Raw genomic sequence first — 25,297 nt, 5'->3', positions numbered from 1 at the left:
GATCTGTGTAACTTTAATAACATATTGTCTGTGTTATGTTTCGATAATAACATCATCAGTTCCCGGCATCTGCCAGGGTACAAGGCTGGTCAACAGAACGTAAAGGTTCGCAGATAATTTTGGGGAAAAGATGAAATATATCATAGGGATAGCGTGTATCGTTACTATCTGTATTTTGGCACTTTTAGTGAGCAACGATCGCAAAAACATCCGCTATCGTCCGATTTTCGTCATGCTGGCCTGCCAGTTTTTGATGACCGCACTGCTGCTTAAGACCGACGTAGGCAATAAAGTGATTGGCGTGATCGCCGAGGTATTTGGCAATTTACTCTCCTATGCCAACGAAGGGGTGAACTTCGTCTTTGGTGGTTTGGTGAACCATGGCGAGATCTCTTTCTTTCTGTCCGTTTTGCTGCCTATCGTGTTTATCTCCGCGCTGATCGGCATCCTGCAACACTGGCGCATTCTGGGCTTTATCATCAAGTACATCGGCCTGGCGCTGAGCAAGGTCAACGGCATGGGACGCTTAGAGTCCTATAACGCGGTGGCTTCGGCGATCCTCGGCCAGTCTGAAGTGTTCATCTCGGTAAAAAAACAGCTCGGCCTGCTGCCGGAGCACCGCCTGTATACGCTGTGTACCTCGGCCATGTCGACGGTATCAATGGCGATTGTGGGCGCTTACATGGTGATGCTTGATCCGCGCTACGTGGTGACTGCCTTGGTGCTGAACCTGTTTGGTGGCTTTATCATGGCGTCGCTGATCAACCCTTACCAGGTCAAGCCTGAGGAAGACATTCTGGATGTCATTGAAGGGGAGAAGCAGAGTTTCTTCGAAGTCCTGAGTGAATACATCCTCGATGGTTTCAAGGTCGCGATTATCGTTGGCGCGATGCTGATCGGCTTTATTGCGCTGATCACCATGGCTAACGCGTTATTCACCGCTGCATTTGGCATTTCCTTCCAAGGCGTGTTGGGTTACGTGTTCTCTCCACTGGCTTTCCTGGTGGGCGTACCGTGGCACGAAGCGGTGCAGGCCGGTGGCCTGATGGCAACCAAGATCGTCAGCAACGAATTTGTTGCCATGCTCAACCTGTCGCAGGGTGACTACAACTTCTCTGAACGTACCATGGCGATTATCTCGGTGTTCCTGGTGTCGTTCGCCAACTTCTCCTCTATCGGCATTATCGTCGGTGCCATCAAGGCGTTGGATTCCAAGCAAGGTAACGCCGCAGCCCGCTTTGGCCTGAAGCTGCTTTACGGCTCCACGCTGGTCAGCTTCCTGAACGCCGCCGTCGTAGGTTTCTTCTTTTAATTAGCTCAAGGCCACATCGAGAGGTTGTGGTCTGCTATCGCTATAACAATAAGGAATATGTGATGAAAATGACTTCTCCCCTCAAGCTATCGTTATTGGCCCTGTTGGTTGCAGGCGCTGCGCATGCCGCAACGGTGGATCTCCGTATCATGGAAACCACCGACGTTCACGGCAACATGATGGATTATGACTATTACAAAGATAAAGCCACCGCTCAGTACGGCTTGGTGAGAGCGGCCACGTTGATTGATGCTGCCCGTGCGGAAGCGACCAACAGCGTGCTGGTCGATAACGGCGATATCATCCAGGGCAGCCCGATGGCGGACTATGCTGCCGCCAACCTGAAAAAGGGCGATGTGCATCCGGTTTATCAGGCGATGAACACTCTGGATTATGCGGTCGGCAGCCTGGGCAACCACGAGTTCAATTACGGGCTGGATTACCTGAAAATGGCGATTAGCGGGGCCAAATTCCCGTACATCAACGCCAACGTCTATGACGCCAAGACCAACAAGCCGTATTTCAAACAGTACCTGATCGTAGACACGCCGGTAAAAGATACCGAGGGTAAAGAGCATAAGCTGCGCATCGGTTATATCGGCTTTGTACCGCCGCAGATAGTGCTGTGGGACAAGGACAAGCTGTCGGGCAAGGTGATTGCCAAAGATATTACCGAAACCGCCAAGGAGCTAGTGCCACAGATGCGTAAGGAAGGGGCGGATATCGTGATTGCTATCGCCCACTCTGGCATCTCTGCCGATCCTTACAAGGCGCTGGCAGAAAATTCGGTCTACTACCTCACGCAGGTTCCAGGCATCGATGCCATTACCTTTGGCCACTCTCACGGTATTTTCCCAAGCAAGGATTTCGCCGCTATTCCTGGGGTAGATCTTGAAAAGGGGACGGTCAACGGCGTACCTGCCGTGATGCCGGGCCACTGGGCGGATAACCTGGGGGTGATCGATCTGGTGCTGGAAGGGGAAACCAATAAGTGGAAGGTGGTCTCCAGCCGTGCAGAGGCTCGCCCAATCTTTGATAAGAAGAATGACAAATCGCTGGTCGATGCCAAGGCCTCGTTGGTGAAAACGCTTGAGCAGGCACATAACGACACCCGTGAGTTCGTTAACAAGCCGATTGGCACCATTGCCGAAGATACCAATACCTATCTGTCGTTAGTGCAGGACTCCTCGGCCATCCAGATCATCCGTGCGGCGCAGAAAGCCTACGTTGAGCACTTTATTCAGGGCGATCCAGATCTGGCTGATATCCCGGTACTGTCTGCTGCGGCACCGTTCAAGGCGGGTGGCAGGAAGAACGACCCGGCGGCCTTCGTTGATATGCGTAAAGGGCCTCTGAGTTTCCGTAACGCGGCCGATCTTTACCAGTATTCCAACACGCTGGCGGCAGTGAAAGTGAAAGGCAGCGATCTGAAAGAGTGGCTGGAGTGCTCTGCGGGCATGTACAACCAGATCGACGTGAAAAGCGATAAGCCACAGTCACTGCTTAACTGGAACGGCTTCCGGGCCTACAACTTCGATATGTTTGACGATCTGAGCTATCAGATCGACGTGACCCAGCCTGCGCGTTATGACGTGGATTGCAACGTGATCAATCCTCAGGCCCAGCGTATCAAGTCGCTGACCTATAAAGGTAAGCCGGTGGTGGCAGATGCGCCATTCCTGGTTGCCGTGAACAATTACCGGGCATTTACCGGCAAGTTCGCCGGTACGGGTGAAAAAAATATCGTTATCTCCTCGCCAGATGAAGTGCGCACTATCGTGGCTAATTACATCTCCGAGCAGACCAAACAGCATGGCGCATATAAGCCAGAGGTAAAAAACAACTGGCGGATCGCGCAAATTACTGCGGATAAGCCGTTGGATATCCGCATCGAGACTTCACCAAGCCAGAATGCGGCTGATTACATTAAACAGTCCGCACAGCATCCAATGACGCTGGTAGGAAAAGACGATATCGGCTTTGCCGTTTACAAGATCGATTTACAGAAATAAAGATCCGGGGAATGACAATGAGAATGGTTGATATCATCGCCAAAAAGCGCGATGGAAAAGAGCTGACTACGCAAGAGATTGAGTTTTTTGTTAACGGCTACACCCGGGGAGATATTCCTGATTACCAGGCCAGTGCGCTGGCGATGGCGATCTTCTTTCAGGATATGAACGACCGTGAGCGTGCCGATCTGACGATGTCGATGGTGAACTCCGGTGACGTGATCGATCTTTCGGCGATCGAAGGCGTCAAGGTAGACAAACACTCCACCGGCGGCGTGGGTGATACCACTACGTTGGTGCTGGCACCGTTGGTAGCGGCGCTGGATATCCCGGTGGCGAAGATGTCGGGCCGTGGCCTGGGGCACACCGGTGGCACTATCGATAAGCTGGAAGCAGTGGCCGGTTTCCACGTGGAAATCTCCAGCCAACAGTTTATCGAGCTGGTGAACCGCGACAAGGTGGCGGTGATTGGCCAGACCGGTAACCTGACCCCTGCGGATAAGAAGCTGTATGCGCTGCGTGATGTGACCGGTACGGTGAACTCTATTCCGCTGATTGCCGGTTCGATCATGAGCAAGAAGATTGCGGCGGGTGCCGATGCCATTGTGTTGGACGTGAAAACCGGTGCAGGTGCGTTTATGAAAACCACCGAGGATGCCGTCGAGCTGGCCACGGCGATGGTGCGCATTGGTAACCACGTGGGCCGTAATACCATGGCGGTGATCTCCGATATGTCGCAGCCCTTGGGCTACGCCATCGGTAATGCGTTGGAAGTGAAGGAAGCCATCGATACGCTGCGTGGCGAAGGCCCGGAAGATCTGACCGAACTGGTCATGCAGTTGGGTAGCCAAATGGTAGTGCTGGCGAAAAAGGCCGACACGTTACCGGCTGCGCGCGCCATGCTGCAAGAGGTGATCGATAACGGCAAGGCGCTGGCCAAGTTCCGTGACTTCCTGGCCAACCAGGGCGGCGATGCTTCAATGGTGGATCATCCAGAGAAGCTGCCGCAGGCTAAATACCTGATTGAGGTACCGGCCAAGCAGGCGGGTGTGGTCGCCAACATTGTGGCCGACGAAATCGGTGTGGCAGCCATGTTGCTCGGTGCCGGTCGTGCCACCAAGGAAGATGACATCGATCTGGCCGTGGGCCTGATGATGCATAAAAAAGTCGGCGATCGGGTCGCCATCGGTGACTCACTGGTAACGATCCATGCCAACCGCCCGGATGTGGAGAACGTCATGGCGAAAATCTATGACAGCATCACCCTTGCCGATAAGGCGCAAGCGCCAAAACTGATCCATACCATTATTACAGAATAATACTATTAGCCGTGTGTCACCCTGGTTGCAGGGTGACACATTTTTTTTCATTATCTAGAAATAATTTGATCGAATTAAAATAATTCTGGGTGAGCAAATAGAAAACGGAATTTTTCTATGTATCAAAGTAATAAATTTAAAAAAAAACCACTGGCACTGTTTGCACTGATGTTCTCTTTACCCCTCTGCGCAGAGGAAATAAAAGTAAGCGATCATCTCTTCTCAAGCTTTATTAATGATAGCCACGCAGACCTTTCTTTCCGTAACGTGTTTAAAAATTTAAGCACCGAGGATTATGGGGAGCGCTCCATCCAAACGGCCTGGGGGCAGGGGATCACCCTTGATTATCAGTCCGGTTATTTTGCGGATATGTTGGGAGTCGACGCTTCTTATTATGGCGTGATTAAACTGGCCGCCAGCGATGATTTCTGGGGCCGTAGCGTGTTGTATAACGACAACGGTCAGGCCAAAGGTTTCAATAAGATTGGGCAGCTCTATCTGAAAGGGCGTTTGGGTGATGATGATACCTATCTGCACCTTTATTCCGGTTGGCAGCAGATTAAAAAATGGGGCGCACTCAATAACTCCACGCGCGCCATTCCAAGCACCTATCTGGGATTGCGTGGCGAAGCGGCTACCGGGCCAGTGCGGGTACGCGGTGCCTACGTAACTCGCTATAGCGACAGGGACTCTCCGGATAAGATCCATTTCCTCACTGCGGATAAAAAGGAGATCGGCAGCATTGCGACCGGTGAATTGAGCTATAGCGATCACGGCTATAGTGCGCTCTATTTCCTGGGGGAAAGCCATAACTATATGCAACGCCACGGGGTAGAACTGGGTTGGCAACCGGCGTCCTGGGCGGAAAATCGCCTCAAGTTTGCCAGCCAGGTGTATTACAACCATGGTTTGCAAGACTGGACTCGCATGTCCACCCGTCACAAGACGTTCGATGATGATGCCTACCATTATGCGATGTACGCCGAATGGCGCGCCGAACGTTGGAAGCATAAGGTTGGGGCTTCATACACCCGGGCCTCACTCGACAATGGCAACGGGCTAGGGCGCTTTGAGTGGCATCTGGCCAAACACAGCCGCGGTACCTTTAACTCAATGGCCGACAGTTGGGGTAATGACTATGTGGGCGATAAGGAAAAGATGCTGGCCTGGACCTTCGGCTATGCCGTTACGCCAGAGGTTGAGCTGGGGATGGTCACCAACTATGGCTGGGGGATGAAGTACCGTGGCCATAGCATCGAGCGTGGTGAAACCCTGGTTTACTCCCGCTGGACGCCGTCACAGCCGGCATTGAAAAATCTGGCAGTGCAGCTGTCCGGTGGCCCATCCTGGAACTACCAGAGCCAGAGCAACCAGCCGAAGCTGACCTCGGATGGCAAGCCGATGCGCGCTCAGAACCACTCTATCGAACTGCAGGTGGATTACAAGTTCAACCTGTTCTAGTTTAAGCCTGCCTGGCCGTGTGGTTTTCCACACGGCATCAATAAATAATTATGCATTAATAGTAACTATTAACCGGCTTGAACCCTCGAAAAAAACGTGTAATCATTGCGCGAATTTCCCACTTCATCACAGAGGAGTACAGGCATGACGGCTTTAACCACCTCGGCGCAGCTGCGCTCCAGAAGTCTGATGACGCCCTCACTCCGTGTTTCCTTAACGCCATTTATGCGAACACCGCTGCCCCTTATGCGGTAAAGCTAACCAATGCTCGCTGTTAGGCATGATTAAAAATAGAGCTGCGGCTCTGATTTTACTGATGTCTATCGGACGCTGCCGATCCCAGTCCCCGATAGTTGTCTGATGCCTACCCGCATCGGCCGGTCATGGTTGCGCCTTGGCTCATCACTTTGCCGGGATAACCAGGGTTATCTCATTATGTGCCCAGTGGCACACCCTCATCCTTAACCGTTTGAGACTCAGCATGATGAAAGAATTGAAGATAGCAACCAGCGCCAGCCTGGTAGCCAGCATTGAAACCCTGCGCGAAATTGTGCGTGTGGGGCAGACTGACTATACCGATGTGGCGGCGGCCGTGGTCTCCGTTAGCGATGTGGATGCCGGTATTCTGGCAACGCTTAAAGCGACCGGCTTTGAGATCCCGACGTTTGTTGCCGTTGAGGGGGATGAACAGCTTTCCCCGGATCACCTGCCGTTGATTACTGGCGTATTTGCCTTGGCTGCCGCGACCAAAGCGTTTTATATGGCGCAGTTGGAGGCCGCCGCCGATGCCTACGAGCAGGCGCTGTTACCGCCGTTCTTCAAAACGCTGAAAACCTACGTGGAGATGGAGAACTCAACCTTTGCCTGCCCGGGCCATCAGGGCGGCGAGTTTTTCCGCAAGCATCCGGCAGGGCGCAAGTTTTTCGAGTTTTACGGCGAAACGATTTTCCGTTCGGACATGTGCAACGCCGATGTGAAGCTGGGCGATCTGCTGATCCACGAAGGCTCGGCCAAGGATGCGCAAAAACACGCGGCGAAAGTGTTCAACGCCGATAAAACCTACTTCGTGCTGAACGGCACTTCGGCCTCCAATAAAGTGGTGACCAACGCGCTGCTGACGCGTGGCGATCTGGTGCTGTTCGATCGCAATAACCATAAATCCAATCACCACGGCGCGTTGATCCAGGCCGGAGCGACGCCGGTGTATCTGGAAACCGCGCGTAACCCGTTTGGTTTTATCGGCGGCATCGATTCTAAATGCTTTGATGAGGCTTACCTGCGCGAGCAGATCCGCCATGTTGCCCCGGAAAAAGCCGCTGCGGCACGGCCTTTCCGCCTGGCGATCATTCAGCTCGGCACCTATGACGGCACCATTTACAACGCCCGTCAGGTGATCGATACCATCGGCCATCTGTGCGATTACATCCTGTTTGATTCGGCCTGGGTGGGGTATGAAGGTTTTATCCCGATGCTGAAGGAGTGCTCGCCGCTGCTGTTGGAACTGGATGAGCACGATCCCGGTATTTTCGTCACGCAATCGGTGCATAAGCAGCAGGCAGGATTCTCGCAGACTTCGCAGATCCATAAGAAAGACGATCACATCAAAGGCCAGAAACGCCACTGCAACCATAAGCATCTCAACAATGCGTTTATGCTGCATGCTTCAACCAGCCCGTTTTATCCGCTGTTCGCCGCGCTGGACGTCAACGCCAAGATGCATGCCGGTGCCGCTGGCCGCCGCATGTGGATGGAGTGCGTCAAGTTGGGGATCGACACGCGTAAACAGTTGCTGGCACGCTGCTCGCAGTTGCGGCCCTTTATTCCGCCGCAGGTGGCAGGCAAGGACTGGCAGGACTACGATACCGACCTGATCGCCAACGATGCACGCTTCTTCAACTTTGTACCGGGCGAGCAATGGCATGGTTTTGCAGGCTATGCACAGGGGCAGTATCTGGTCGATCCCTGCAAGTTGCTGCTGACCACGCCGGGGATTGATGCGGCCACCGGTCAATACACCGAGTTCGGTATCCCGGCGACCATTCTGGCCAACTTCCTGCGTGAGAACGGCATCGTGCCAGAGAAGTGCGATCTCAACTCGATCCTGTTCCTGCTCACCCCGGCGGAGAACCCGGCGAAAATGGAGCATCTGGTGGATATGCTGGTGCAGTTCGAGCGTTACGTCGAGGCAGATGCGCCACTGAGTGAGGTCTTGCCGACGGTCTATCGCAAGAATCAGCAGCGTTATGCAGGCTACACCATTCGTCAGCTGTGCCAGGAGATGCACGATTTGTACGTCAGCTTCGACGTGAAGCAGTTGCAAAAAGAGATGTTCCGTCAGGATCATTTCCCGCCGGTAATGATGAATCCGCAGGATGCCAACGTCGAGTTTATCCGCGACAACGTTGAGCTGGTGCCGATCGCGCAGGCTGCCGGGCGCATCGCGGCAGAAGGTGCCTTACCTTATCCACCGGGCGTGCTGTGCGTGGTGCCAGGCGAAGTGTGGGGCGGTGCGGTACAGCGTTACTTCCTGGCGCTGGAGGAGGGCATCAACCGCTTGCCAGGCTTCTCACCGGAGCTGCAGGGCGTGTATATCGAGAAGAAAGATCACGGCTGGAAACGGATTTTTGGCTATATGATCAAGCCGTAAAACCTCATCTGACTAACCGAATTGTATGGGTGCGGCATGCTGCGCCCGTCTATCTTGCATGACAAAGGCGGATGTCACCACTACATTGAGTAGAGTGGTATGACAATGAGTCCAATAATGAAAGATCGAAAATACGCCGCCTGGGTCGCCAAAGAAAAAAGGAAGTCCACGTTTCACAGTTTTGACTGGTTTTTGCTGGTTAACGCCTTGTTCTCTTTCTACCTGTTCCTACAGCGTCTGGGGTCAGGGCTTTACGAGTCGTTAAGCCATTTGCTACGTTCAGCTCCGGCGATCACTGGCGTGATGCTGGTCGCCTTCGTCACCTATATGGTGTTGAGAGTGTTACGGCCATACGGTGAGAAAGCTCGCTGGTGGGGGCTGATAGTCAGTGTGACGGTTTTGTCGCTATGCTGGTGTGCTACCTTTCATCACCTGATCGTCATGGGCAATGTGACCATAGTCTACCCCTTGCTGATTGGCTTGGTGTTTGCCTCACTGATCCCCTTTTACCTCTCTCCCTTGCTGCTGTGCCTGTTTACGGTACCGATACTGGCGATGTCCATCAGCGAGAATATTTTCCTGCGCGGTGCAGCCTCACTGGCGAACGTGTTCTCTTATTTACTGATGCTGTTTTTGATCTACTCGGCCAAACGTATGTTGGAGAAATGGTTTATGTTGGCTATCGAGCGGGAAAGGGAGAACAAGCAGCTGATCGAGCGTCTGAGTAAGCAGGCTAACCGTGATCCGCTGACCGGGTTGGCCAATCGGCGCTATTTCAGCAACTACTTTGACGCCGTGTTCTCTCGGGAGACGGAGAGTCGGGAGCCTTTCGCCATCATCCTGCTGGACGTGGATTTGTTTAAAAAATATAACGACCATTATGGCCATCAAATGGGGGATGAGTGTCTGATCCGTCTGGCCGAGTGCTTTGAAAATAGCGTGCGTCGTTCACAGGATCTGGTGGCCCGTTACGGTGGTGAGGAATTCATTATTCTACTGCCAAAATCCGATCGTGCCGAGGCGATAGCGGTGGCCGAAAGGATCAAGACCTTGGTTGCGGCGATCGCGATCCCTCACGAAGGTTCCGATGTTGGGCAATGGGTCACGGTGAGTCAGGGGATTGCATTATGGCGCGCCGGAGTGGGGCGTGAGCAATTGGTCGAGATAGCCGATAAGGCTCTGTATCAAACCAAGGCTAATGGGCGCAACGGCTATACGTTGGCTGAGTAGGAGGCAGGGGGAATGGCTTTCCCCCTGTCCTGCCTTTCTTATCAGCGATTACTTCCGCCGATAGTTTTTCTGTGCGTTATTCACTTTCACCAGATAACGGCGTGATTCACCCGCAGGATGCTTGGTGGTCAGAGTCTGATAAATATCACCAGGCTGCATGCTGTTGATGATGGTTACCGCTTTGGCCTTGTCACTATTGAATACCCGCAGCACGCTGCCAGCTCCTCCGTTGTATGCGGTGATCACCGCATAACGGCGTGAGGTCGGGTTCTGAATGCCGCCCAGGTAGTTATTCTGCAAGATGGCCAGATAGGCGGTACCGGTATCGATGTTGTTCTCCGGATCAAACAGGTAGCTGCGGCTTGGCGTGCCCCATTTACCTTTGCTCTGGAACACGTCTTTACCGGCGGTATGCTGCACCACCTGCATCAGGCCCAGCGCGTCGGAACCGCTTACCGCATACGGGTTAAAGCTGGATTCGGTCTGCATAATCGCCAGGATCAGCGACTCTTCGACGCCGTATTTCTCAGACGCTTGACGAACCATCGGCAGATATTTGTGTGCACGTTTATCCAGGTGGTTAGGCACCAGTTGCATAGTCACCGAGTAGATCACGTGCAGGCCTGAGGTACGCCTCTTTAGCTTGTTTTGCAGCAGGTAGTCGGCGAAGTGCGCCGCCCGCCATTCCCAGCGGATGGGTTGGCCCTTGTTATCCAGCACCTGGCCGTACAGGAACGGCTCTTTGCTGATCTGGATATCATTGGCGTCGGAATAGAGGTCGATCGAGCCCGGATCATCACCCATCAATAGGGTGCTGATCACCGCCTGGCGCAGATGAGCCGCCGGATCGGTGGTGGCGATGGTTTCGATAGTGATGGTGCCCGAATCAAAGTTGATGTGGCTACGGGTCTGATATTGGTCGGTATATTTGACGTAGTCTTTTGGCCCGGCGATCAGAACTTCGCTCAGCCCCCAGATGTTCTCGATATTGTGGGCAAATTGGCCCATCAAAATATCAAAGGCGTTGGTGTCTTTGACATAGGCTTCACTGACCACGTCGTTTTTTTTGCCGGAACAGGAGATCAGCAAAGGCGCTATCACTAGCAAAGCTAACATTTTCTTCATCTTGTTAAAGCCGTATACGCGAAGAATTAAACAGGGGGAAAGGGCCAGAGCTGGCCCGGAAAATCTTATTCGCTCGGTGGCGTATAGCCTTCGATGTGGACCTCATGCCCTTCGAACAGGAAGCGGATCATCTCTTGTTCCAGCAGTTTGCGGTCATCCACGTTCATCATGTTGAGCTTTTTCTCGTTGATCAGCATGGTCTGCTTCTTCATCCATTCTCCCCAGGCTTCCTTGGAGATTTCGTTGTAGATGCGCTTGCCGACTTCCCCTGGATAGAGCTGGAAGTCTTGCCCATCGGCGTCACGCTGCAGGAAGGTACAAAAAATGGTTCTGCTCATGCTAATTCCTCGTCAATGGCGCTGTTGCCAAATAAACCGGGTTGGGTCGGGGACTGTTTGGCCAACTGCTGTAGCAGGCGCTCAACCGGCGCGGCCAGCCCGACCGAAGGGGGCTGCGTTAAGTTATACCAGAGACCGGCACCCTCATCCATGGCGCTACCCGCTTTGTCGATGTTCAGCCACATAGGCACAATATCCAGATGGAAATGGCTGAAGGTGTGGCGGAAGGCGGTCATTTGCTCTAAACGGCTACCTTGCAGGCCGTGTTGTTGCAGCCAGAGTTCAAGATCGATTCGCGCGCTAAACTGTGGGAAGCAGAATAGCCCGCCCCACAGGCCAGTTCCTGGGCGCTGTTCCAGCCAGACGCCATCGCCCTGTTGCAGCATCAGGAAGTAGGCGGTTTTTTCCGGCAGGGTTTGCTTGGGCTTTTTGCCTGGGTAGTTGGCCCAGCTGCTGTTGCCGTTGGCGATGCAGCCGACATTGAGTGGGCATAGCTCACATTTTGGTTTGCTACGGGTGCAGACCATCGCTCCCAGATCCATCATCGCCTGATTGAACTGGCCAACCCCTTTTGCCGGTGTGACCTCTTCGCTGATTTCCCACAGGCGATTTTCCACCTCTTTCTTACCCGGCCAGCTAGCTATGGCATAGCAACGGGCCAGTACACGCTTGACGTTGCCGTCGAGGATCGGGTAGTGCTGCCCCTGGGACAGAGAGAGAATGGCACCGGCGGTTGAACGGCCTACACCAGGCAGCGCGACAATTTCTTCAAAGGTTGTCGGGAACTCACCGCCGTGCTGTGCGACAATGGTCTGCGCCGCTTTATGCAGGTTTCTGGCGCGGGCATAATAACCAAGCCCGGTCCACAGATGCAGGACTTCATCCTGCGGCGCTTCGGCCAGGGCACGCACGTTCGGAAAGCGTGCCATAAAGCGCTGAAAATAAGGAATAACGGTGGCAACCTGAGTTTGTTGCAGCATCACCTCAGAGAGCCATACTTGATAAGGCGTTTTATCGAGTTGCCACGGCAGCGTTTTGCGGCCATAGCGTTGGTACCAGTCAAGCACTACGTGCGAGAACTGTTGTGCTTGCATCATGAGCGAGTTCGCTATCCGGCAGATAAATAATGATGCGCGATTGCAGCATAGAGTGATGGTGCTGTAAACCGGAACTTTCCGCAGTAGCACATCCGGTATGATGATGAACGCTTGCTAAAGCAAGGTATCTTTGCATAATGCGCGTTCCCCTAATTGGCAGCCAAATAGACAGAAAGCACTATGATTAATGACGTCATCTCCCCAGAATTTGATGAGAACGGCCGCGCGATGCGCCGTATCCGCAGTTTTGTTCGCCGCCAGGGGCGGTTGACCAAAGGCCAGCAGCAGGCGCTGGACAACTATTGGCCGGTGATGGGCGTGGAATATCAGGCTGAACCTGTCGATATCGCCGCGCTGTTTGGCCGTGAAGCGCCAACCGTGCTGGAGATTGGTTTTGGCATGGGGGCATCCCTGGTCACCATGGCGGGCAACAACCCGCAGCAGAACTTCCTGGGGATCGAGGTTCACTCGCCGGGCGTGGGTGCCTGCCTGGCCGATGCCCATGAGGCGGAGTTGGCCAACCTGCGGGTGATGTGCCACGATGCGGTAGAAGTGTTGCAGAATATGATCCCGGACGCTTCACTGGATATGGTGCAGCTGTTCTTCCCCGATCCGTGGCACAAGGCGCGCCACAACAAACGCCGCATCGTACAGACGCCGTTTGTTGAGCTGGTGCAGCGCAAATTAAAAGTCGGTGGCGTATTCCATATGGCCACCGATTGGCAACCCTATGCGGAACACATGCTGGAAGTTATGAGCAGCAGCGCAGGCTATCGTAATCTCTCCGAGAGTAATGATTACGTACCGCGCCCGGACTCGCGTCCGCTGACAAAATTTGAATTACGTGGCCAGCGTCTGGGACATGGCGTTTGGGATTTGATGTTTGAGAGGATGGAATAATGGCTAAGAACCGTAGTCGTCGTTTACGTAAAAAGTTGCATATCGAAGAGTTCCAGGAACTGGGCTTCTCCGTCGCCTGGCGTTTTGCTGAAGGGACTGCCGTTGAAGATATCGACAGCACCCTGGACGCGTTTATCGAGGAAGTGATCGAGCCGAACGGCCTGGCGTTTGACGGTAGTGGCTATCTGCAGTGGGAAGGTTTGATCTGCCTGCAGACGATTGGTCATTGTACCGACGAACACCGTGAGCTGATCAAAAACTGGCTGGAAGCACGCAAGCTGAACGATGTGAAAACCAGCGATCTGTTCGACATCTGGTGGGATTGATCCCGTCCGATTAGCATTGCCGAAGGTGCCTTAATGGCACCTTTGTTTTATCTGGTGTCCTTTCTGGAGTAGTGAGCGCGGTGGTAACAACATTAGATAACGCGTTGCTGGAAGAGATCCTGCAACAGGTTCGCCCGTTGATTGGGCAAGGCAAGGTTGCAGACTATATTCCTGCGTTGGCAGAAGTCGCCGCCGATCGGCTGGCGATCGCCGTCTGTACTGTTGACGGTGAGCTGTTTCAGGCCGGCGACGCGGCGGAGCGCTTTTCGATCCAGTCGATCTCCAAGGTATTGAGCCTGACGCTGGCGCTAACGCGTTATCAGGAAGGTGAAATCTGGCAGCGGGTGGGGAAAGAGCCCTCTGGCCTGCCGTTTAATTCGTTGCTGCAGTTGGAGATGGAACAGGGCAAACCGCGCAACCCGTTTATCAACCCAGGAGCGCTGGTGGTATGCGATATGCTGCAAACCCGGCTTAGTGCTCCCAAGCAGCGGATGTTGGAAGTGGTGCGCCAACTGGCAGGTGTTGATGACCTATCCTATGACATCCGCGTGGCGCGCTCCGAATTTGAGCATTCCGACCGCAATGCCGCCATCGCCTATCTGATGAAGTCGTTCGGTAACTTCGACAATGACGTACTGACCGTGCTGCAAACCTATTTTCACTACTGCGCGTTACGGATGAGCTGCGTTGAGTTGGCACGCAGCTTTGTCTACCTGGCTAACCAGGGCCGGACGCTTGATGGCGAAGAAGTGATCAGCCCGTTGCAGGCCCGGCAGATTAACGCCTTGATGATGACCAGCGGTATGTATGACGGCGCAGGTGAATTCGCCTATCGGGTTGGCATGCCGGGCAAGTCTGGCGTGGGCGGCGGTATCATCGCCATCGTCCCTGATGAACTGTCGATTGTCGTCTGGTCGCCGGAGCTGGATGCATCCGGTAACTCATTGGCGGGAACTGCTGCACTAGAACTGTTGTCTCAACGCATTAGCCGTTCGATTTTTTAACTCCATCGCACATGCGGTTGGAAGGGAGTCAGGAGAAACTATGTTAAAGAGAACCGGATTGGCCTTGCTGTTGTTAACGGCTTCACAGGCGCATGCCGAGTATCAGTGCAGCGTCAGGCCACAGGACGACGTGATTATCAGCCCGCAGACCGTGCAGGTGGTAGGTGCCAGCGGTAACCTGCAAATTACCGCCGACGGCGATGTCACTCGTGATGGCAAAGCATTGAACCTGAACGATAACCAGCGCCAGAAGGCGTTCAGCTACCAGAGCGCATTGCGTAAAGATTTACCCTGGATCGATCAGGGTGCGCAGCAGCATCTGGAGAAGGCGCGGGTAGCGCTGGATAAAGTCATAGTTCAGCAGTTGGGCACAGACAGTAACGTACGCAACCGCCTGACCACGCTCAACGATCAGTTGAAGCAGCAGATGAACCGCATCATTGAACACCGCAGCGACGGCCTCACGTTCCACCACAAGGCGATCGCTCAGGTGGAGCAGGATGGCCGCAATATCGTGCAGCAGAGCATGGGCGGCGTATTGCAGGACAGCCTGAACGAAATGGGTGTCAAGCAGGTTGCCAACAGCAATGGCAACCCGTTGCAGGCGATCATGGGCAATCTGGGTGGGCTACAGCAGGCCATCAAGAACGAATGGAACAATCAGGAGCAGGACTTCCAGAACTTCGGTCGCGACGTGTGTAAGCGCGTAACGGCACTGGAAACCCAGCGTAAGGATCTGGTTAAGGCGTTGAACTAAGGTTTTACGTTAACAGGTTCCGTTGTTTTAAGAATTGCACTCTTAACTCGACGGAACCTTTTTTGTTGCCAGGGCAGTGTTGCTGAGTTTTTAGGGCTTGAACCGCATTGATGATCTCAATGGGCGCAGCTCACATGCTGCGCCCATACAGGTGAGCCTGCAATTCTACCTAAGTTATTCTTCCGGCAAGAACAGTTCCAACAGCGAATTAAGGAACAGTTTGCCATGCTCGGTGATCTGCCAATACTCTGGCGTCTCTAGCAGATAGCCTTTAGCCAGTGCTTCGTCCAATGGCGCGCGGATCACACTCTCATCCAGCCCGGTATATTGGGCGAACTCGGCGCGTGGCGCAGCTTCCAGCAGGCGGAAACGGTTCATAAAGAACTCGAATGGCCGATCGTGCGCCTCGACTTCATGCAGCTTGTCCCGATAGTCACCCCGCATAAAGCCGCGTGGATGCTTGGTTTTGGCAGTGCGCAGAATGCGGCCATCGGCAAAGGTCAGCTTGCCGTGTGCGCCACAACCAATCCCCAGATAGTCGCCAAAGCGCCAGTAGTTGAGGTTGTGCTGACACTGATAACCCGGTTTGGCGTAGGCCGAGGTTTCGTACTGCTGATAACCGGCGGCGCTTAACAGCTCATGCCCTTGTTCAAAGATATTCCACAGCGCGTCATCGTCCGGCAATACCGGCGGGCGTGAGCTGAACAGGGTATTTGGCTCGATGGTGAGTTGATACCACGACAGATGCGGCGGATTGAGGGCGATAGCCTGGCGTAGATCGTCCAGCGCTTCTTCCAGTGACTGATCCGGCAGGCCATGCATCAAATCCAGATTGAAACTGCGCAGGCCCAGGCCGGTTGCCAGATGCGCCGCGCGTTTGGCCTCATCCGGGCCATGAATGCGCCCCAGACGGGTTAGCTTCTCGGCGCTGAAGCTTTGTACGCCAATCGAGATGCGGTTCACCCCGGCGCGCTGGTAGCCACTGAAGCGATCGGCCTCCACGGTGCCTGGGTTGGCTTCCATGGTGATCTCGGCGTCATCCGCGACATGAATGCGCGCCCGCACGCCATCCAGCAGTGCCTGCATGGCTTCGGCACTCAACAGGCTCGGCGTACCGCCACCGATAAAGATGGTGCTGATTGCACGGCCGCTGGCGAGCGGCAAATCAGCATCCAGATCCGCCAGTAGATGATCGACATATTCCTGGTGCGGCACTTCGCCTTTCAAGGCATGCGAGTTGAAATCACAGTATGGGCACTTTTGTACGCACCAGGGAATATGGATGTACAGGCTGAGCGGTGGCAGTTGTACGCTGTTAGCTGGCATTACGCATCGCTTCCAACATCAACTTCAACGCCTTGCCACGGTGGGAAATGGCAATTTTCTCTTCCCGCGTCAGCTCTGCTGCGGTGCAGCCCAACTCTGGCACATAGAAGATCGGATCGTAACCGAAGCCGCCAACGCCGGCCGCTTCAAAAGTGATTTCACCGTTCCAGCAACCGTGGAATACCAGCGGAGTTGGATCTTCTGCATGACGCATATAGACCAGCACGCAATGGAATTGAGCACCGCGCTTGCCCGCAGGCACGTCTTTCAGCGTCACCAGCAGCTTGTCCAGATTCTGCTGGTCGCTGGCCTCTAAACCGGCGTAGCGGGCAGAATAAATACCCGGAGCGCCGCCCAAGGCATCGACTGCCAGGCCTGAGTCGTCGGCAATCGCTGGCAGACCGGTGATCTGCGAGGCATGGCGGGCCTTGAGAATGGCGTTTTCAATAAACGTCAGGCCGGTTTCTTCGGCGGAGTCTACGCCAAGCTCGGTTTGCGCTACCACGTCAAAGCCGAAATCGGCCAGCAGTTCGGCGAGTTCACGCACTTTGCCGGGGTTGCCGGTGGCAAGAACGATTTTTTGCATAATAGCTACCTTGAAATTATTCGATGAGCGCCGCGATGGCCTCAGGGATCTGTTGCGGGTTGAGGATGCGCAATTGCTTGTGCCGCCCCAGCTCGCCTTTCTCGATGAACACGTTGCTTTTCGCCACCTTGAACTGCTTGGCGATAAACTTGATGAGATGGGCATTGGCCTGGCCATCAACCGGCGGTGCGGTGATGGCGACTTTTATCTCGTCGCCATGCAGGCCAATAATCTGATCGCGGCTGGCTTTGGGCTGAATATATAGCCTGACTACCAGCCCGTCCAGCAGCGGGGTAACTGCACTCACAGCAGGAACCAGAGCTCGCCGAACAGATCCATCCCCAGGTAGTTGATCAGATACAGGATCAGGATCACCACCATCGCGGAGAAATCAATGCCGCCCATTGCCGGGATCACGCGGCGGATAGGGGCCATCAATGGCTCGGTAAGCTGGAACATTACATAATCAATCGGGCTGCGGCCCTGGCTGATCCAACTCATCAAGGCGCGAATGATCATCACCCAGAAGATCAGGTAGCCGACGGATTTGATCAGGGAGATCAGGCCAAACAGCAAGTTGTACAGGCTGAGTGACAGGGTACCGCTCTGGATCAGCAGCAGTAGCGGATATTTGATGGTCATCAGCAGGAACGCCAACAGCAATGAGGCGCTATCTACCGGCCCCATCGAAGGAACGATGCGGCGCAGAGGGCCGACGATCGGCTGGGTGATTTTCACCACAAACTGTGAAAACGGGTTATAAAAGTCAGTGCGCGTCAGTTGCATCCAGATGCGCAACAGCAGCACCATCACGTAAATATCAACGACGGTTTTGACCAGAAAAGTCAGCGTTAGCATGTAAGTTACCCTTCTCCTTAACTTCTGGGTTATCCCCTTGGTTTTCAGACCACCGTGGCGGCCTGAAACTCATCGGGCATAGTTAAAATGATTTTTCCATTTCCTGCGCACGGGAAACGGCGGCCTGCATGGCTTTGGCAACGGTCTCTGGCAACTGATGTTCGTTGAACACCCGTATTGCCTCGGCGGTGGTGCCCCCTTTGGAGGTCACCTGCTCACGCAGCGTAGCCAGTGAAATTTCCGGGTTGGCGGCGGCCAATGCCGCAGCACCGATAGCGGCCTGCTGCACCAGATCGCGAGCGGCCTGGCTGCTGAATCCCATACGTTCGGCTTCCTGCTGCATGGCATCCATAAACAGGAAGAAATAGGCTGGTGCGCTGCCTGCGGCGGCGATCACGCTATTGATGCCGTTTTCGTCATCGACCCAGCAGACTTTACCCACCGAGCTCATCAGATCGCTGGTGTAATCACGATCCTGTTGGCTAACCTGCTCGGGAGCATACAGCCCGCTCATTCCTTTACCGACCAGTGAAGGGGTATTGGGCATGATGCGCACGATATTCAAGCCTTCGCCGAGCATTTGATAGAAACGGCTCACCAGAATACCGGCGGCGATCGACAGCACCAGTTTACCGGAGAAATCGACCTGTTCCTGTAAAGGTAAGCAAACCTGCGCCATCATTTGCGGTTTCACCGCCAGGACCACGACGTCGGCCTGTTGTGCACAGGTGATGTTGTCTGCGCTGCTGTGGATGCCATATTCGGCGGCCAGGGCGTCACGGTTTTTTGCTGACGGCGCACAAACGCTGATGGCGGCTGCCGGATAGCCACCGGCGACCAGGCCAGCAATGATAGCGCGAGCCATATTACCGGCACCAATAAAGGTAATTTTGCGATGTTGCATCCAATCCTCGTTATACGGTGGTGTGCGAGTAGTCGCGGGCACCAAAAATGGCGGTGCCGATACGAACCATCGTGCTGCCAGCGGCGATCGCTGCCTGCATATCATCTGTCATGCCCATAGACAGCGTATCCACCTGCGGATAGCGCTGCTTGAGCTCCTGGAAAGCGTCGTTCATCTGGCCGAATGTCGCCAACTGGCGCTGATAGTCGTGTTCCGGGGCCGGGATGGCCATCAGCCCACGCAAGCACAGGTTAGGCAATGCGGCGACCGCCTCGGCCAGCGCTGGCAGCTCACTCAATACAATGCCAGATTTACTCTGCTCGTCACTGATATTTATCTGGATCAGCACGTTTAGTGGCGGCATTTCTGCGGGGCGCTGATCGCTCAGGCGCAGGGCAATACGCAAGCGGTCAACGGTGTGGCACCAGGCAAAGTGCTCTGCCACCAGCCTGCTTTTATTGGATTGCAGCGGGCCGATAAAGTGCCATTCCAATCCTGCCCCTTCCGGCAACTGGGCAAAATACTGGATCTTGTCTACCCCTTCCTGCACGTAATTCTCGCCAAACGCGTGCTGGCCTGCGGCGATGGCTTGTGCGATCGCCTCCGCAGGTTTGGTTTTGCTGACTGCAAGCAATGTCACTTCTTCTGGAATGCGTGCGCAGTCTTGAGCTGCCGCTGCAATACGGCTCCTGACATCCTGCAGATTCTGTTGGATAGTGCTCATGATTAACCCGGGAGATTGATATGGATATCGATGAATTTGTGGCTCTTAGTGTAAAGCATAATGCCTCCGATCTGCACCTTTGTACCGGCCATCTGCCAATGTTACGTATCGATGGCGAACTCCAGGCTGTGGAAAGTGGGGAAATCCTCACCCAACAGCAGATGTCGGCATGGTGCCAAACGCAGTTATCGCAAACGATGTGGCAGCAACTCCAGCAGGTGGGGCAGCTCGATCTGGCGCTAGCCCTGGCTGATGGCACCCGGCTGCGTGCCAATTTCTTTTTGCAGAACGCCGGGGTCTCTGTGGCGCTACGCAGGATAGCCAGCCAGTGCCCAACGTTGGCCGAACTGACTACCCCGGAAATTATTCCGGCGCTGCTGCAACGCGAAGATGGCTTGATACTTGTCACCGGTGCTACCGGCAGCGGCAAGTCGACCACCTTGGCGGCGATGATCGACTTTATTAATCGGCATCAGCGCCGCCATATCCTCACGCTGGAAGATCCGATCGAGTTTATCCATCGTAGCCAGCGTTCCCTAATCCAGCAGCGCGAGTTAGGGCGGGATACCCACAGTTTTGACGATGCGCTGCGGGCCGCACTGCGTGAAGATCCAGACGTGATCCTGCTGGGGGAGCTGCGTGATACCACCACCGTTGGGCTGGCGTTGACCGCGGCAGAAACTGGCCATCTAGTTCTAGCTACTTTGCATACCCGCAGCGCGCCACAGGCGGTGGAAAGGCTGGTGGATGTCTTCCCGGCGGAAGAGAAAACCTATGTTCGGGCTCAGTTGGCCAGTAGCCTGCAGGCGGTGATCGCGCAAAAGCTGCTGAGCAAACCTGGAGGAGGGCGTGTTGCCATTTACGAGATCCTCACGGCCACGGCGGCGGTGAGCAGCATGATCCGCGAAGGGAAAACCCATCAGTTGGTCAGCGTATTGCAAACCGGTGCGCAGTCAGGCATGCAAACTTTTGAACAGGGTTTGCAACAGCGTGTTGCGCAGGGAATATTATAATGCCACAATCGATTAGCTATTTCCCCCTTATACCTTATATTTAATTGCAATCAATAGCACAGAGGTTGCGTGCAAGAGCGAAGTATATTGGTAACTCAAGAGCGAATTGTGTTGCAGTATAAGCAACTCTCTATGGGTTTTTATTTTTAGGACTAGTATTAGGATAAGGATATTCTTATGGGTTCCTGGCTGATTGTTGACGATCACCCCGCAATTTGTTTCGCTGTGAAAGCAATTTTATCTTCATTAGGTAATAACTCGATCCAGACCGCAACTAACGGTCTGGATGCCATGGCGCGAATAAGGGAAAATACGCCGCAGCTGGTGATACTTGATATCATGCTGAACAAAATGGATGGGCTGCAGATCCTACAGCATATTCGCCAGGTGGACAGCGCTATTAAAGTGGTGGTCTATACTAGCCTGCCCACGGGGAGCTATGCAGAAAGAGCGTTGCGTGCCGGGGCTAGCGGGTTTTTCAACAAGGATCAGGATATCAGTCAATTGGCACCATTGTGCCAACTGGTGCTGCAAGGCTATGCCTGTTTTCCACAGATTACTCTGATGCCTTTGCTAAATTCACCGCAAAAAAGTGAGAATGATCTTACTCGCCTTTCCGATCGTGAATTGACCGTGTTGCGGTATTTGTCAGAGGGTCTTAGCAATAAGGAAATAGCCGATCGTCTGATTTTGAGCAATAAAACCATCAGCACTTATAAGACACGTCTGATGGAAAAACTAAAAGTTAGCAGTACAGAAGATTTGGTGGCTTTTTTTCATCATCAGAGCGAACGACCTGACGATGAATAAATTGCTCTTGATACTTTTGTTTTTTTGCTGTGGTGTTTCCGCTGGGGAAGTTCCCGCGTTTCGTGAAACTAATTTGCTTAGCCGTAGCCAGGTTCAATTATCCGAGCCCGAGCTGACCAGTGATGATTGGCAATGGTTGCGCCGTAAACGTGTGCTGGTTTTCGGCATTGCGGCCCCCAATTATTCTCCTTTTGATATCATCAGTGGCACCCGGGATTATGGTGGTATCAATGCTGATTACCTGGGGATCGTCGGCTATAACCTTAACGTACAGATAAAGGTGCGTTACTACGAAGATGCCTCAGCCTTACGGAGGAGTCTGGATAAGGGAGAAGTCGATCTGATCGGCAATGTCGCTGCAAAAAGCGTAGCCGATCCCGACATGCTGCTTTCTACACCTTATGTCTCTGCCTCACCGGCATTGGTGGTGCGCACCGATAGCCTGCTGCAACAGAATCCCCCCAAGCGCATTGCTATCGAACGCCTATACAGCGGTAATCAGAGCTTGATAGCACGCTTTCCGGCAGATTATCAGGTCTTTGACATACCGCGCCGTGCGCTGGAGGCGTTGTCGTTCAAGAAGCTGGACGCTTTTATTGGTGATGCCACGGTGGCTCGCTATTTAATCAATCAGGGCAACCTGAACAATCTGCGTTTGCAATTGCTGCCACAACAGGACATCAAAGGCTTCTCCTTTGGCATGGCCAAGGGGAATGTGCGTTTACAGCGAATATTGAACGCTGTTTTAGCGAGCATTCCGGAAAGCACCCATGCAGAGATCCAAAGCCGCTGGAATGGCGGGATCCCCATGTCACAAAGCGATGAACACCTGCTGCTGACCTCACTGGAAAGAAAGTGGGTGGAAGAACATCCCAGGGTGCGCTTGGCCGTTAATGGCGATTTTGCCCCTCTGGGCTTCTTCGACGTTCAGGGGGAGTTCCGTGGTCTGACAGCCGATGTGATGGAGGCTATCTCTAGCCGTATAGGGCTCAAGTTTGACATTATCCGCGCGCAATCACTGCAAGACTCCCTGGATGCGGTGAAAACCGGCAGGGCTGACATTGTCGCTGGCGTGACGCTAGATGCAATCTGGCCTAACGGGTTGCTGACCACTCGTTCTTATTTATTCAACTCTTGGGTATTGCTGGGGATCCAGGAGCAGATTAGCCATGATCCTCCGCAGTTGATTGCCCTGGTCGCAGGGCACCCTCTGCAGGTTATCTTGCGGGAACAGTACCCCGAGAGCCGGATCATTACCGTGCCTTCACCCCAAGCCGGTATTGAGGCGCTAAAAGCAGGAAAGGCTGAAGCACTCGTGTTGCCGATGATTAGCGCCGATTATTTCCTGGCTCGGGAGCCCACATCGGGGCTTAGTATTCTGAGTGCTCTGGATATTGAACCGGCGCGTTTTGTGATTGGTGTCTCTGGTAATGAATATCCCCTGGCAACCATCCTCGACAAGGCATTGCTGAATATCCCCCCAGAGGATATCCATGCGATGACCAGCAATTGGTATAACAACACCTATCTGCTTGAAGGTACCCCGGGTGATGGAGAATTGCTTGCCCACTGTTATTCCACAGCGTGGTTACTGATCGTTCTGTTGCTGGCAATGCTGGTGATAGTCTTGGTTATCAGCCGGTTGCGCAGTAAGCGCCGCCTGGTGCAGCGTTGCCAGGCGATCATCGATAGCGTGCCCTTGCCGATTTACATCACCAATCTGAAAGACCAGATAGTGATGGCGAACACGCCGTTTTTTAATGCCATCAATGCTCCCGCAGAGAAAGTCGTCGGTAGCTCACTGGAAAATTACCCACTGCAACTGCCTGTTACGCTGGATATTGGCCGGGGTGGTGAGCAGGAACAGGTTTTATCAGTTATGCAGTTGGGGGGCCAGTCGCGTACTTTGCAGCAGTGGGGCCAATTGTTAATTACTGAGGATCAGCGTGCTGAAGGAAAAATCGGCGGGTGGTTTGACGTGACCGAACGCGATCGCCTGATTGCGCAGTTACAGCAGGCGAAAGAGCGCGCAGACAGTGCCAACCGGGCTAAAACCACCTTCCTGGCCACCATGAGCCATGAGATCCGTACCCCGCTCAATGCCATTATCGGCATGTTGGAACTGTTGCTGAACCGCCCGCAACGGGAGGAAGCTTTAGATCGAGAACTGCTGAGTGTTGCACATGAGTCCGCCCATTCTCTGCTGGCCTTGATTGGTGACATTCTTGATATCTCACGCATTGAGGCGGACCGTCTGATCCTGCATCCACAGCGTGCCGATATCCGTCGCCTGATTGAAGCCGTGGCGATGTTATTTGACGGTGTGGCACGCCAAAAAGGGTTAGCGTTCAGGTTGGATATTGACGCGGAGATCACTGGTGATGTGTTAGTAGATCCTATGCGTTTCAAGCAGGTGCTATCCAATCTGGTGAGTAACGCCATCAAGTTTACCGAGCAAGGGCAGGTCACACTCAGCGTCGTGGTCGATCAGATTAGCGAGGAACGAGCGGATCTGCGGCTACGTGTCTCTGATACTGGCAAGGGAATTGATGCTGTTACTCAAGCGCGTCTTTTCCAACCCTTTACTCAGGGCAATGGGGAGGCTGGCGGGACGGGGCTAGGGCTGTATATTTGCCGCAAGCTGGTAGAGATGATGGGAGGGACCATCGCATTGAACAGTGAGGTGGGTATTGGCAGCGAGGTCACCGTGCTGCTTTCGGTGCCGAGATTGCTGAAATTCCCCCCTCAAACACCTCTGGAGGAACCCGCCCCGGTGGCATCATCCCAGCTGCGGGTACTGATCGTTGAAGATCATCCGGCGGGCAGAATGTTGTTGACCCAACAGTTGCAGTTTCTTGGCCATCAGCCCAGTGCGGTGGGGGATGGGGAGCAGGCGCTGCAGCTGTTGGAGCAGGACAGCTTCAACCTGATTATCACCGACTGCCAGATGCCTGAACGCGATGGTTACAGCCTGAGCCGCCAAATCAGGCACCTCGAGCGTGAACAGCAGTCCGTTCCTACGGTGATCTGGGGGCTGACGGCCAATGCGCAAGAAAGTGCACGGGAGGCCTGTCTGCAGGCGGGAATGGATGACTGCCTGTTCAAGCCGGTTAACCTGAGCATATTAAAAGCGAAATTGTCTACGTTGCCACTGGCTGATGTGGGGAACAGTGAAGAGGAGCCTGCGTTTGTCGTGGAAGATTTACCAGCGGAATTGCGCCAGCCAAAGGTATTGCAAGAGTTCATCCAAACCCTGCTGGATTGCTTGCATGAAGACTGTACGCAACTTGCCATGGACATGAAGCAACAACCGATGGACCTGATAAGCATACGGGCGTTGGCCCATAAATTGGCTGGTGCGGCGCGGTTGGTGAATGCTGAAAAACTGAATCAAGCTTGTCAGTCATTGCATGACAACCCCGCTCAGGCCACCGCAACGGCGGTGCTGGGGGAAGCGCAACGGCTGCTCAGTAGCTTAAAGAAGGTACAACGGACTACAGGAGAATAGTCCCTTCCTACAGAGTGATTAAGCCTTCTGCAGATATTAA

The 25,297-nt window shown here is 53.9% G+C and carries 22 protein-coding genes; 13 read left to right on the top strand and 9 right to left on the bottom strand.

Annotated features, from left to right (window positions below; genetic code table 11):
• The first annotated feature begins 130 nt into the window (after positions 1 to 130).
• The 6 genes from KGP26_RS23455 to KGP26_RS23430 all read left to right on the top strand — a co-directional run bounded on the left by KGP26_RS23455 (position 131) and on the right by KGP26_RS23430 (position 9,981).
• The gene (locus KGP26_RS23455; protein ID WP_218520312.1) at positions 131 to 1,312 is read left to right on the top strand and encodes a NupC/NupG family nucleoside CNT transporter; all 1,182 of its coding nucleotides are present in this window, start codon (positions 131 to 133) and stop codon (positions 1,310 to 1,312) included.
• 68 nt (positions 1,313 to 1,380) lie between these two features.
• Entirely contained in the window at positions 1,381 to 3,324 is a 1,944-nt protein-coding gene (locus tag KGP26_RS23450; RefSeq protein WP_037375840.1) for a bifunctional 2',3'-cyclic-nucleotide 2'-phosphodiesterase/3'-nucleotidase, read from the top strand.
• Between the two features lie 17 nt (positions 3,325 to 3,341).
• Positions 3,342 to 4,643 (top strand): pyrimidine-nucleoside phosphorylase, encoded by a 1,302-nt coding sequence (locus KGP26_RS23445; RefSeq protein WP_037375733.1) that lies wholly within the window; start codon positions 3,342 to 3,344, stop codon positions 4,641 to 4,643.
• Positions 4,644 to 4,760: 117 nt separating this feature from the next.
• Positions 4,761 to 6,104, top strand: a complete 1,344-nt coding sequence (locus tag KGP26_RS23440; RefSeq protein WP_223664667.1) for an OprD family outer membrane porin — start codon at positions 4,761 to 4,763, stop codon at positions 6,102 to 6,104.
• A gap of 484 nt (positions 6,105 to 6,588) precedes the next feature.
• The gene (gene speF / locus KGP26_RS23435) at positions 6,589 to 8,751 is read left to right on the top strand and encodes an ornithine decarboxylase SpeF (protein ID WP_223665687.1); all 2,163 of its coding nucleotides are present in this window, start codon (positions 6,589 to 6,591) and stop codon (positions 8,749 to 8,751) included.
• Positions 8,752 to 8,868: 117 nt separating this feature from the next.
• Positions 8,869 to 9,981 (top strand): GGDEF domain-containing protein, encoded by a 1,113-nt coding sequence (locus KGP26_RS23430; RefSeq protein WP_059201777.1) that lies wholly within the window; start codon positions 8,869 to 8,871, stop codon positions 9,979 to 9,981.
• A 48-nt stretch (positions 9,982 to 10,029) separates the two neighbouring features.
• Here the strand turns inward: KGP26_RS23430 and mltC are convergent, their stop codons facing one another.
• The 3 genes from mltC to mutY form a co-directional block, all read right to left on the bottom strand.
• Positions 10,030 to 11,106 carry a membrane-bound lytic murein transglycosylase MltC gene (mltC, locus tag KGP26_RS23425; RefSeq protein ID WP_021806301.1) on the bottom strand — a complete coding sequence of 359 codons (1,077 nt, stop codon included), beginning with the start codon at positions 11,104 to 11,106 and terminating at the stop codon, positions 10,030 to 10,032.
• Between the two features lie 65 nt (positions 11,107 to 11,171).
• Entirely contained in the window at positions 11,172 to 11,444 is a 273-nt protein-coding gene (locus tag KGP26_RS23420; protein WP_021179657.1) for an oxidative damage protection protein, read from the bottom strand.
• Positions 11,441 to 12,541, bottom strand: a complete 1,101-nt coding sequence (mutY, locus tag KGP26_RS23415; protein WP_223664666.1) for an A/G-specific adenine glycosylase — start codon at positions 12,539 to 12,541, stop codon at positions 11,441 to 11,443. The genes KGP26_RS23420 and mutY overlap by 4 nt, the downstream gene beginning before the upstream one ends.
• 180 nt (positions 12,542 to 12,721) lie before the next feature.
• Here mutY and trmB point away from each other — a divergent pair, with 180 nt between their 5' ends.
• The 4 genes from trmB (at position 12,722) to KGP26_RS23395 (ending at position 15,528) form a co-directional block, all read left to right on the top strand.
• On the top strand, positions 12,722 to 13,441 hold the full coding sequence (trmB, locus tag KGP26_RS23410; protein WP_021806299.1) for a tRNA (guanosine(46)-N7)-methyltransferase TrmB: 720 nt from the start codon (positions 12,722 to 12,724) through the stop codon (positions 13,439 to 13,441).
• Entirely contained in the window at positions 13,441 to 13,767 is a 327-nt protein-coding gene (locus KGP26_RS23405; RefSeq protein ID WP_021806298.1) for a YggL family protein, read from the top strand. The genes trmB and KGP26_RS23405 overlap by 1 nt, the downstream gene beginning before the upstream one ends.
• A gap of 80 nt (positions 13,768 to 13,847) precedes the next feature.
• The gene (gene glsB, locus KGP26_RS23400) at positions 13,848 to 14,771 is read left to right on the top strand and encodes a glutaminase B (RefSeq protein WP_094981501.1); all 924 of its coding nucleotides are present in this window, start codon (positions 13,848 to 13,850) and stop codon (positions 14,769 to 14,771) included.
• Positions 14,772 to 14,811: 40 nt separating this feature from the next.
• Complete coding sequence (locus tag KGP26_RS23395) at positions 14,812 to 15,528, top strand: DUF2884 domain-containing protein (RefSeq protein ID WP_059201775.1); 717 nt, start codon at positions 14,812 to 14,814, stop codon at positions 15,526 to 15,528.
• Between the two features lie 174 nt (positions 15,529 to 15,702).
• Here the strand turns inward: KGP26_RS23395 and hemW are convergent, their stop codons facing one another.
• The 6 genes from hemW to KGP26_RS23365 all read right to left on the bottom strand — a co-directional run bounded on the left by hemW (position 15,703) and on the right by KGP26_RS23365 (position 19,926).
• Positions 15,703 to 16,854 (bottom strand): radical SAM family heme chaperone HemW, encoded by a 1,152-nt coding sequence (gene hemW, locus KGP26_RS23390; protein ID WP_021806295.1) that lies wholly within the window; start codon positions 16,852 to 16,854, stop codon positions 15,703 to 15,705.
• On the bottom strand, positions 16,844 to 17,440 hold the full coding sequence (gene rdgB / locus KGP26_RS23385; protein ID WP_166733330.1) for an RdgB/HAM1 family non-canonical purine NTP pyrophosphatase: 597 nt from the start codon (positions 17,438 to 17,440) through the stop codon (positions 16,844 to 16,846). Before rdgB ends, hemW begins: the two co-directional genes overlap by 11 nt.
• 16 nt (positions 17,441 to 17,456) lie before the next feature.
• On the bottom strand, positions 17,457 to 17,747 hold the full coding sequence (yggU, locus tag KGP26_RS23380) for a DUF167 family protein YggU (RefSeq protein WP_223664665.1): 291 nt from the start codon (positions 17,745 to 17,747) through the stop codon (positions 17,457 to 17,459).
• Positions 17,744 to 18,298, bottom strand: a complete 555-nt coding sequence (locus KGP26_RS23375) for a YggT family protein (RefSeq protein ID WP_021179666.1) — start codon at positions 18,296 to 18,298, stop codon at positions 17,744 to 17,746. Before KGP26_RS23375 ends, yggU begins: the two co-directional genes overlap by 4 nt.
• A gap of 82 nt (positions 18,299 to 18,380) precedes the next feature.
• Complete coding sequence (gene proC, locus KGP26_RS23370) at positions 18,381 to 19,202, bottom strand: pyrroline-5-carboxylate reductase (protein ID WP_094981426.1); 822 nt, start codon at positions 19,200 to 19,202, stop codon at positions 18,381 to 18,383.
• Positions 19,203 to 19,212: 10 nt separating this feature from the next.
• Positions 19,213 to 19,926, bottom strand: a complete 714-nt coding sequence (locus tag KGP26_RS23365; RefSeq protein ID WP_059201772.1) for a YggS family pyridoxal phosphate-dependent enzyme — start codon at positions 19,924 to 19,926, stop codon at positions 19,213 to 19,215.
• Positions 19,927 to 19,946: 20 nt separating this feature from the next.
• Between KGP26_RS23365 and KGP26_RS23360 the strand changes: the two genes are divergently transcribed.
• The 3 genes from KGP26_RS23360 to KGP26_RS23350 all read left to right on the top strand — a co-directional run bounded on the left by KGP26_RS23360 (position 19,947) and on the right by KGP26_RS23350 (position 25,257).
• On the top strand, positions 19,947 to 20,939 hold the full coding sequence (locus KGP26_RS23360; RefSeq protein WP_223664664.1) for a type IV pilus twitching motility protein PilT: 993 nt from the start codon (positions 19,947 to 19,949) through the stop codon (positions 20,937 to 20,939).
• A 177-nt stretch (positions 20,940 to 21,116) separates the two neighbouring features.
• Positions 21,117 to 21,749 (top strand): response regulator transcription factor, encoded by a 633-nt coding sequence (locus tag KGP26_RS23355; RefSeq protein ID WP_021806290.1) that lies wholly within the window; start codon positions 21,117 to 21,119, stop codon positions 21,747 to 21,749.
• 73 nt (positions 21,750 to 21,822) lie between these two features.
• Positions 21,823 to 25,257 (top strand): ATP-binding protein, encoded by a 3,435-nt coding sequence (locus tag KGP26_RS23350; RefSeq protein WP_223664663.1) that lies wholly within the window; start codon positions 21,823 to 21,825, stop codon positions 25,255 to 25,257.
• Positions 25,258 to 25,297: the final 40 nt, after the last annotated feature.

The sequence above is a fragment of the Serratia sp. JSRIV002 genome (assembly GCF_019968725.1).
In the GTDB taxonomy this organism is placed as follows: Bacteria; Pseudomonadota; Gammaproteobacteria; order Enterobacterales; family Enterobacteriaceae; genus Chania; species Chania fonticola_B.
The sequence above is the reverse complement of the archived record's forward strand: the minus strand, read 5'-3'. Positions and strand labels throughout refer to the sequence as shown.

Coding starts and splice junctions, on each gene's coding strand:
- KGP26_RS23430 (WP_059201777.1), top strand. CDS start 8,869: ATGAAAGATCGAAAATACGCCGCCTGGGTCGCCAAAGAAAAAAGGAAG.
- hemW (WP_021806295.1), bottom strand. CDS start 16,854: ATGCCAGCTAACAGCGTACAACTGCCACCGCTCAGCCTGTACATCCAT.
- KGP26_RS23355 (WP_021806290.1), top strand. CDS start 21,117: ATGGGTTCCTGGCTGATTGTTGACGATCACCCCGCAATTTGTTTCGCT.
- KGP26_RS23360 (WP_223664664.1), top strand. CDS start 19,947: ATGGATATCGATGAATTTGTGGCTCTTAGTGTAAAGCATAATGCCTCC.
- KGP26_RS23405 (WP_021806298.1), top strand. CDS start 13,441: ATGGCTAAGAACCGTAGTCGTCGTTTACGTAAAAAGTTGCATATCGAA.
- trmB (WP_021806299.1), top strand. CDS start 12,722: ATGATTAATGACGTCATCTCCCCAGAATTTGATGAGAACGGCCGCGCG.
- KGP26_RS23420 (WP_021179657.1), bottom strand. CDS start 11,444: ATGAGCAGAACCATTTTTTGTACCTTCCTGCAGCGTGACGCCGATGGG.
- KGP26_RS23455 (WP_218520312.1), top strand. CDS start 131: ATGAAATATATCATAGGGATAGCGTGTATCGTTACTATCTGTATTTTG.
- speF (WP_223665687.1), top strand. CDS start 6,589: ATGAAAGAATTGAAGATAGCAACCAGCGCCAGCCTGGTAGCCAGCATT.
- mltC (WP_021806301.1), bottom strand. CDS start 11,106: ATGAAGAAAATGTTAGCTTTGCTAGTGATAGCGCCTTTGCTGATCTCC.
- KGP26_RS23365 (WP_059201772.1), bottom strand. CDS start 19,926: ATGAGCACTATCCAACAGAATCTGCAGGATGTCAGGAGCCGTATTGCA.
- KGP26_RS23440 (WP_223664667.1), top strand. CDS start 4,761: ATGTATCAAAGTAATAAATTTAAAAAAAAACCACTGGCACTGTTTGCA.
- KGP26_RS23395 (WP_059201775.1), top strand. CDS start 14,812: ATGTTAAAGAGAACCGGATTGGCCTTGCTGTTGTTAACGGCTTCACAG.
- KGP26_RS23375 (WP_021179666.1), bottom strand. CDS start 18,298: ATGCTAACGCTGACTTTTCTGGTCAAAACCGTCGTTGATATTTACGTG.
- KGP26_RS23445 (WP_037375733.1), top strand. CDS start 3,342: ATGAGAATGGTTGATATCATCGCCAAAAAGCGCGATGGAAAAGAGCTG.
- mutY (WP_223664666.1), bottom strand. CDS start 12,541: ATGATGCAAGCACAACAGTTCTCGCACGTAGTGCTTGACTGGTACCAA.
- proC (WP_094981426.1), bottom strand. CDS start 19,202: ATGCAACATCGCAAAATTACCTTTATTGGTGCCGGTAATATGGCTCGC.
- rdgB (WP_166733330.1), bottom strand. CDS start 17,440: ATGCAAAAAATCGTTCTTGCCACCGGCAACCCCGGCAAAGTGCGTGAA.
- KGP26_RS23450 (WP_037375840.1), top strand. CDS start 1,381: ATGACTTCTCCCCTCAAGCTATCGTTATTGGCCCTGTTGGTTGCAGGC.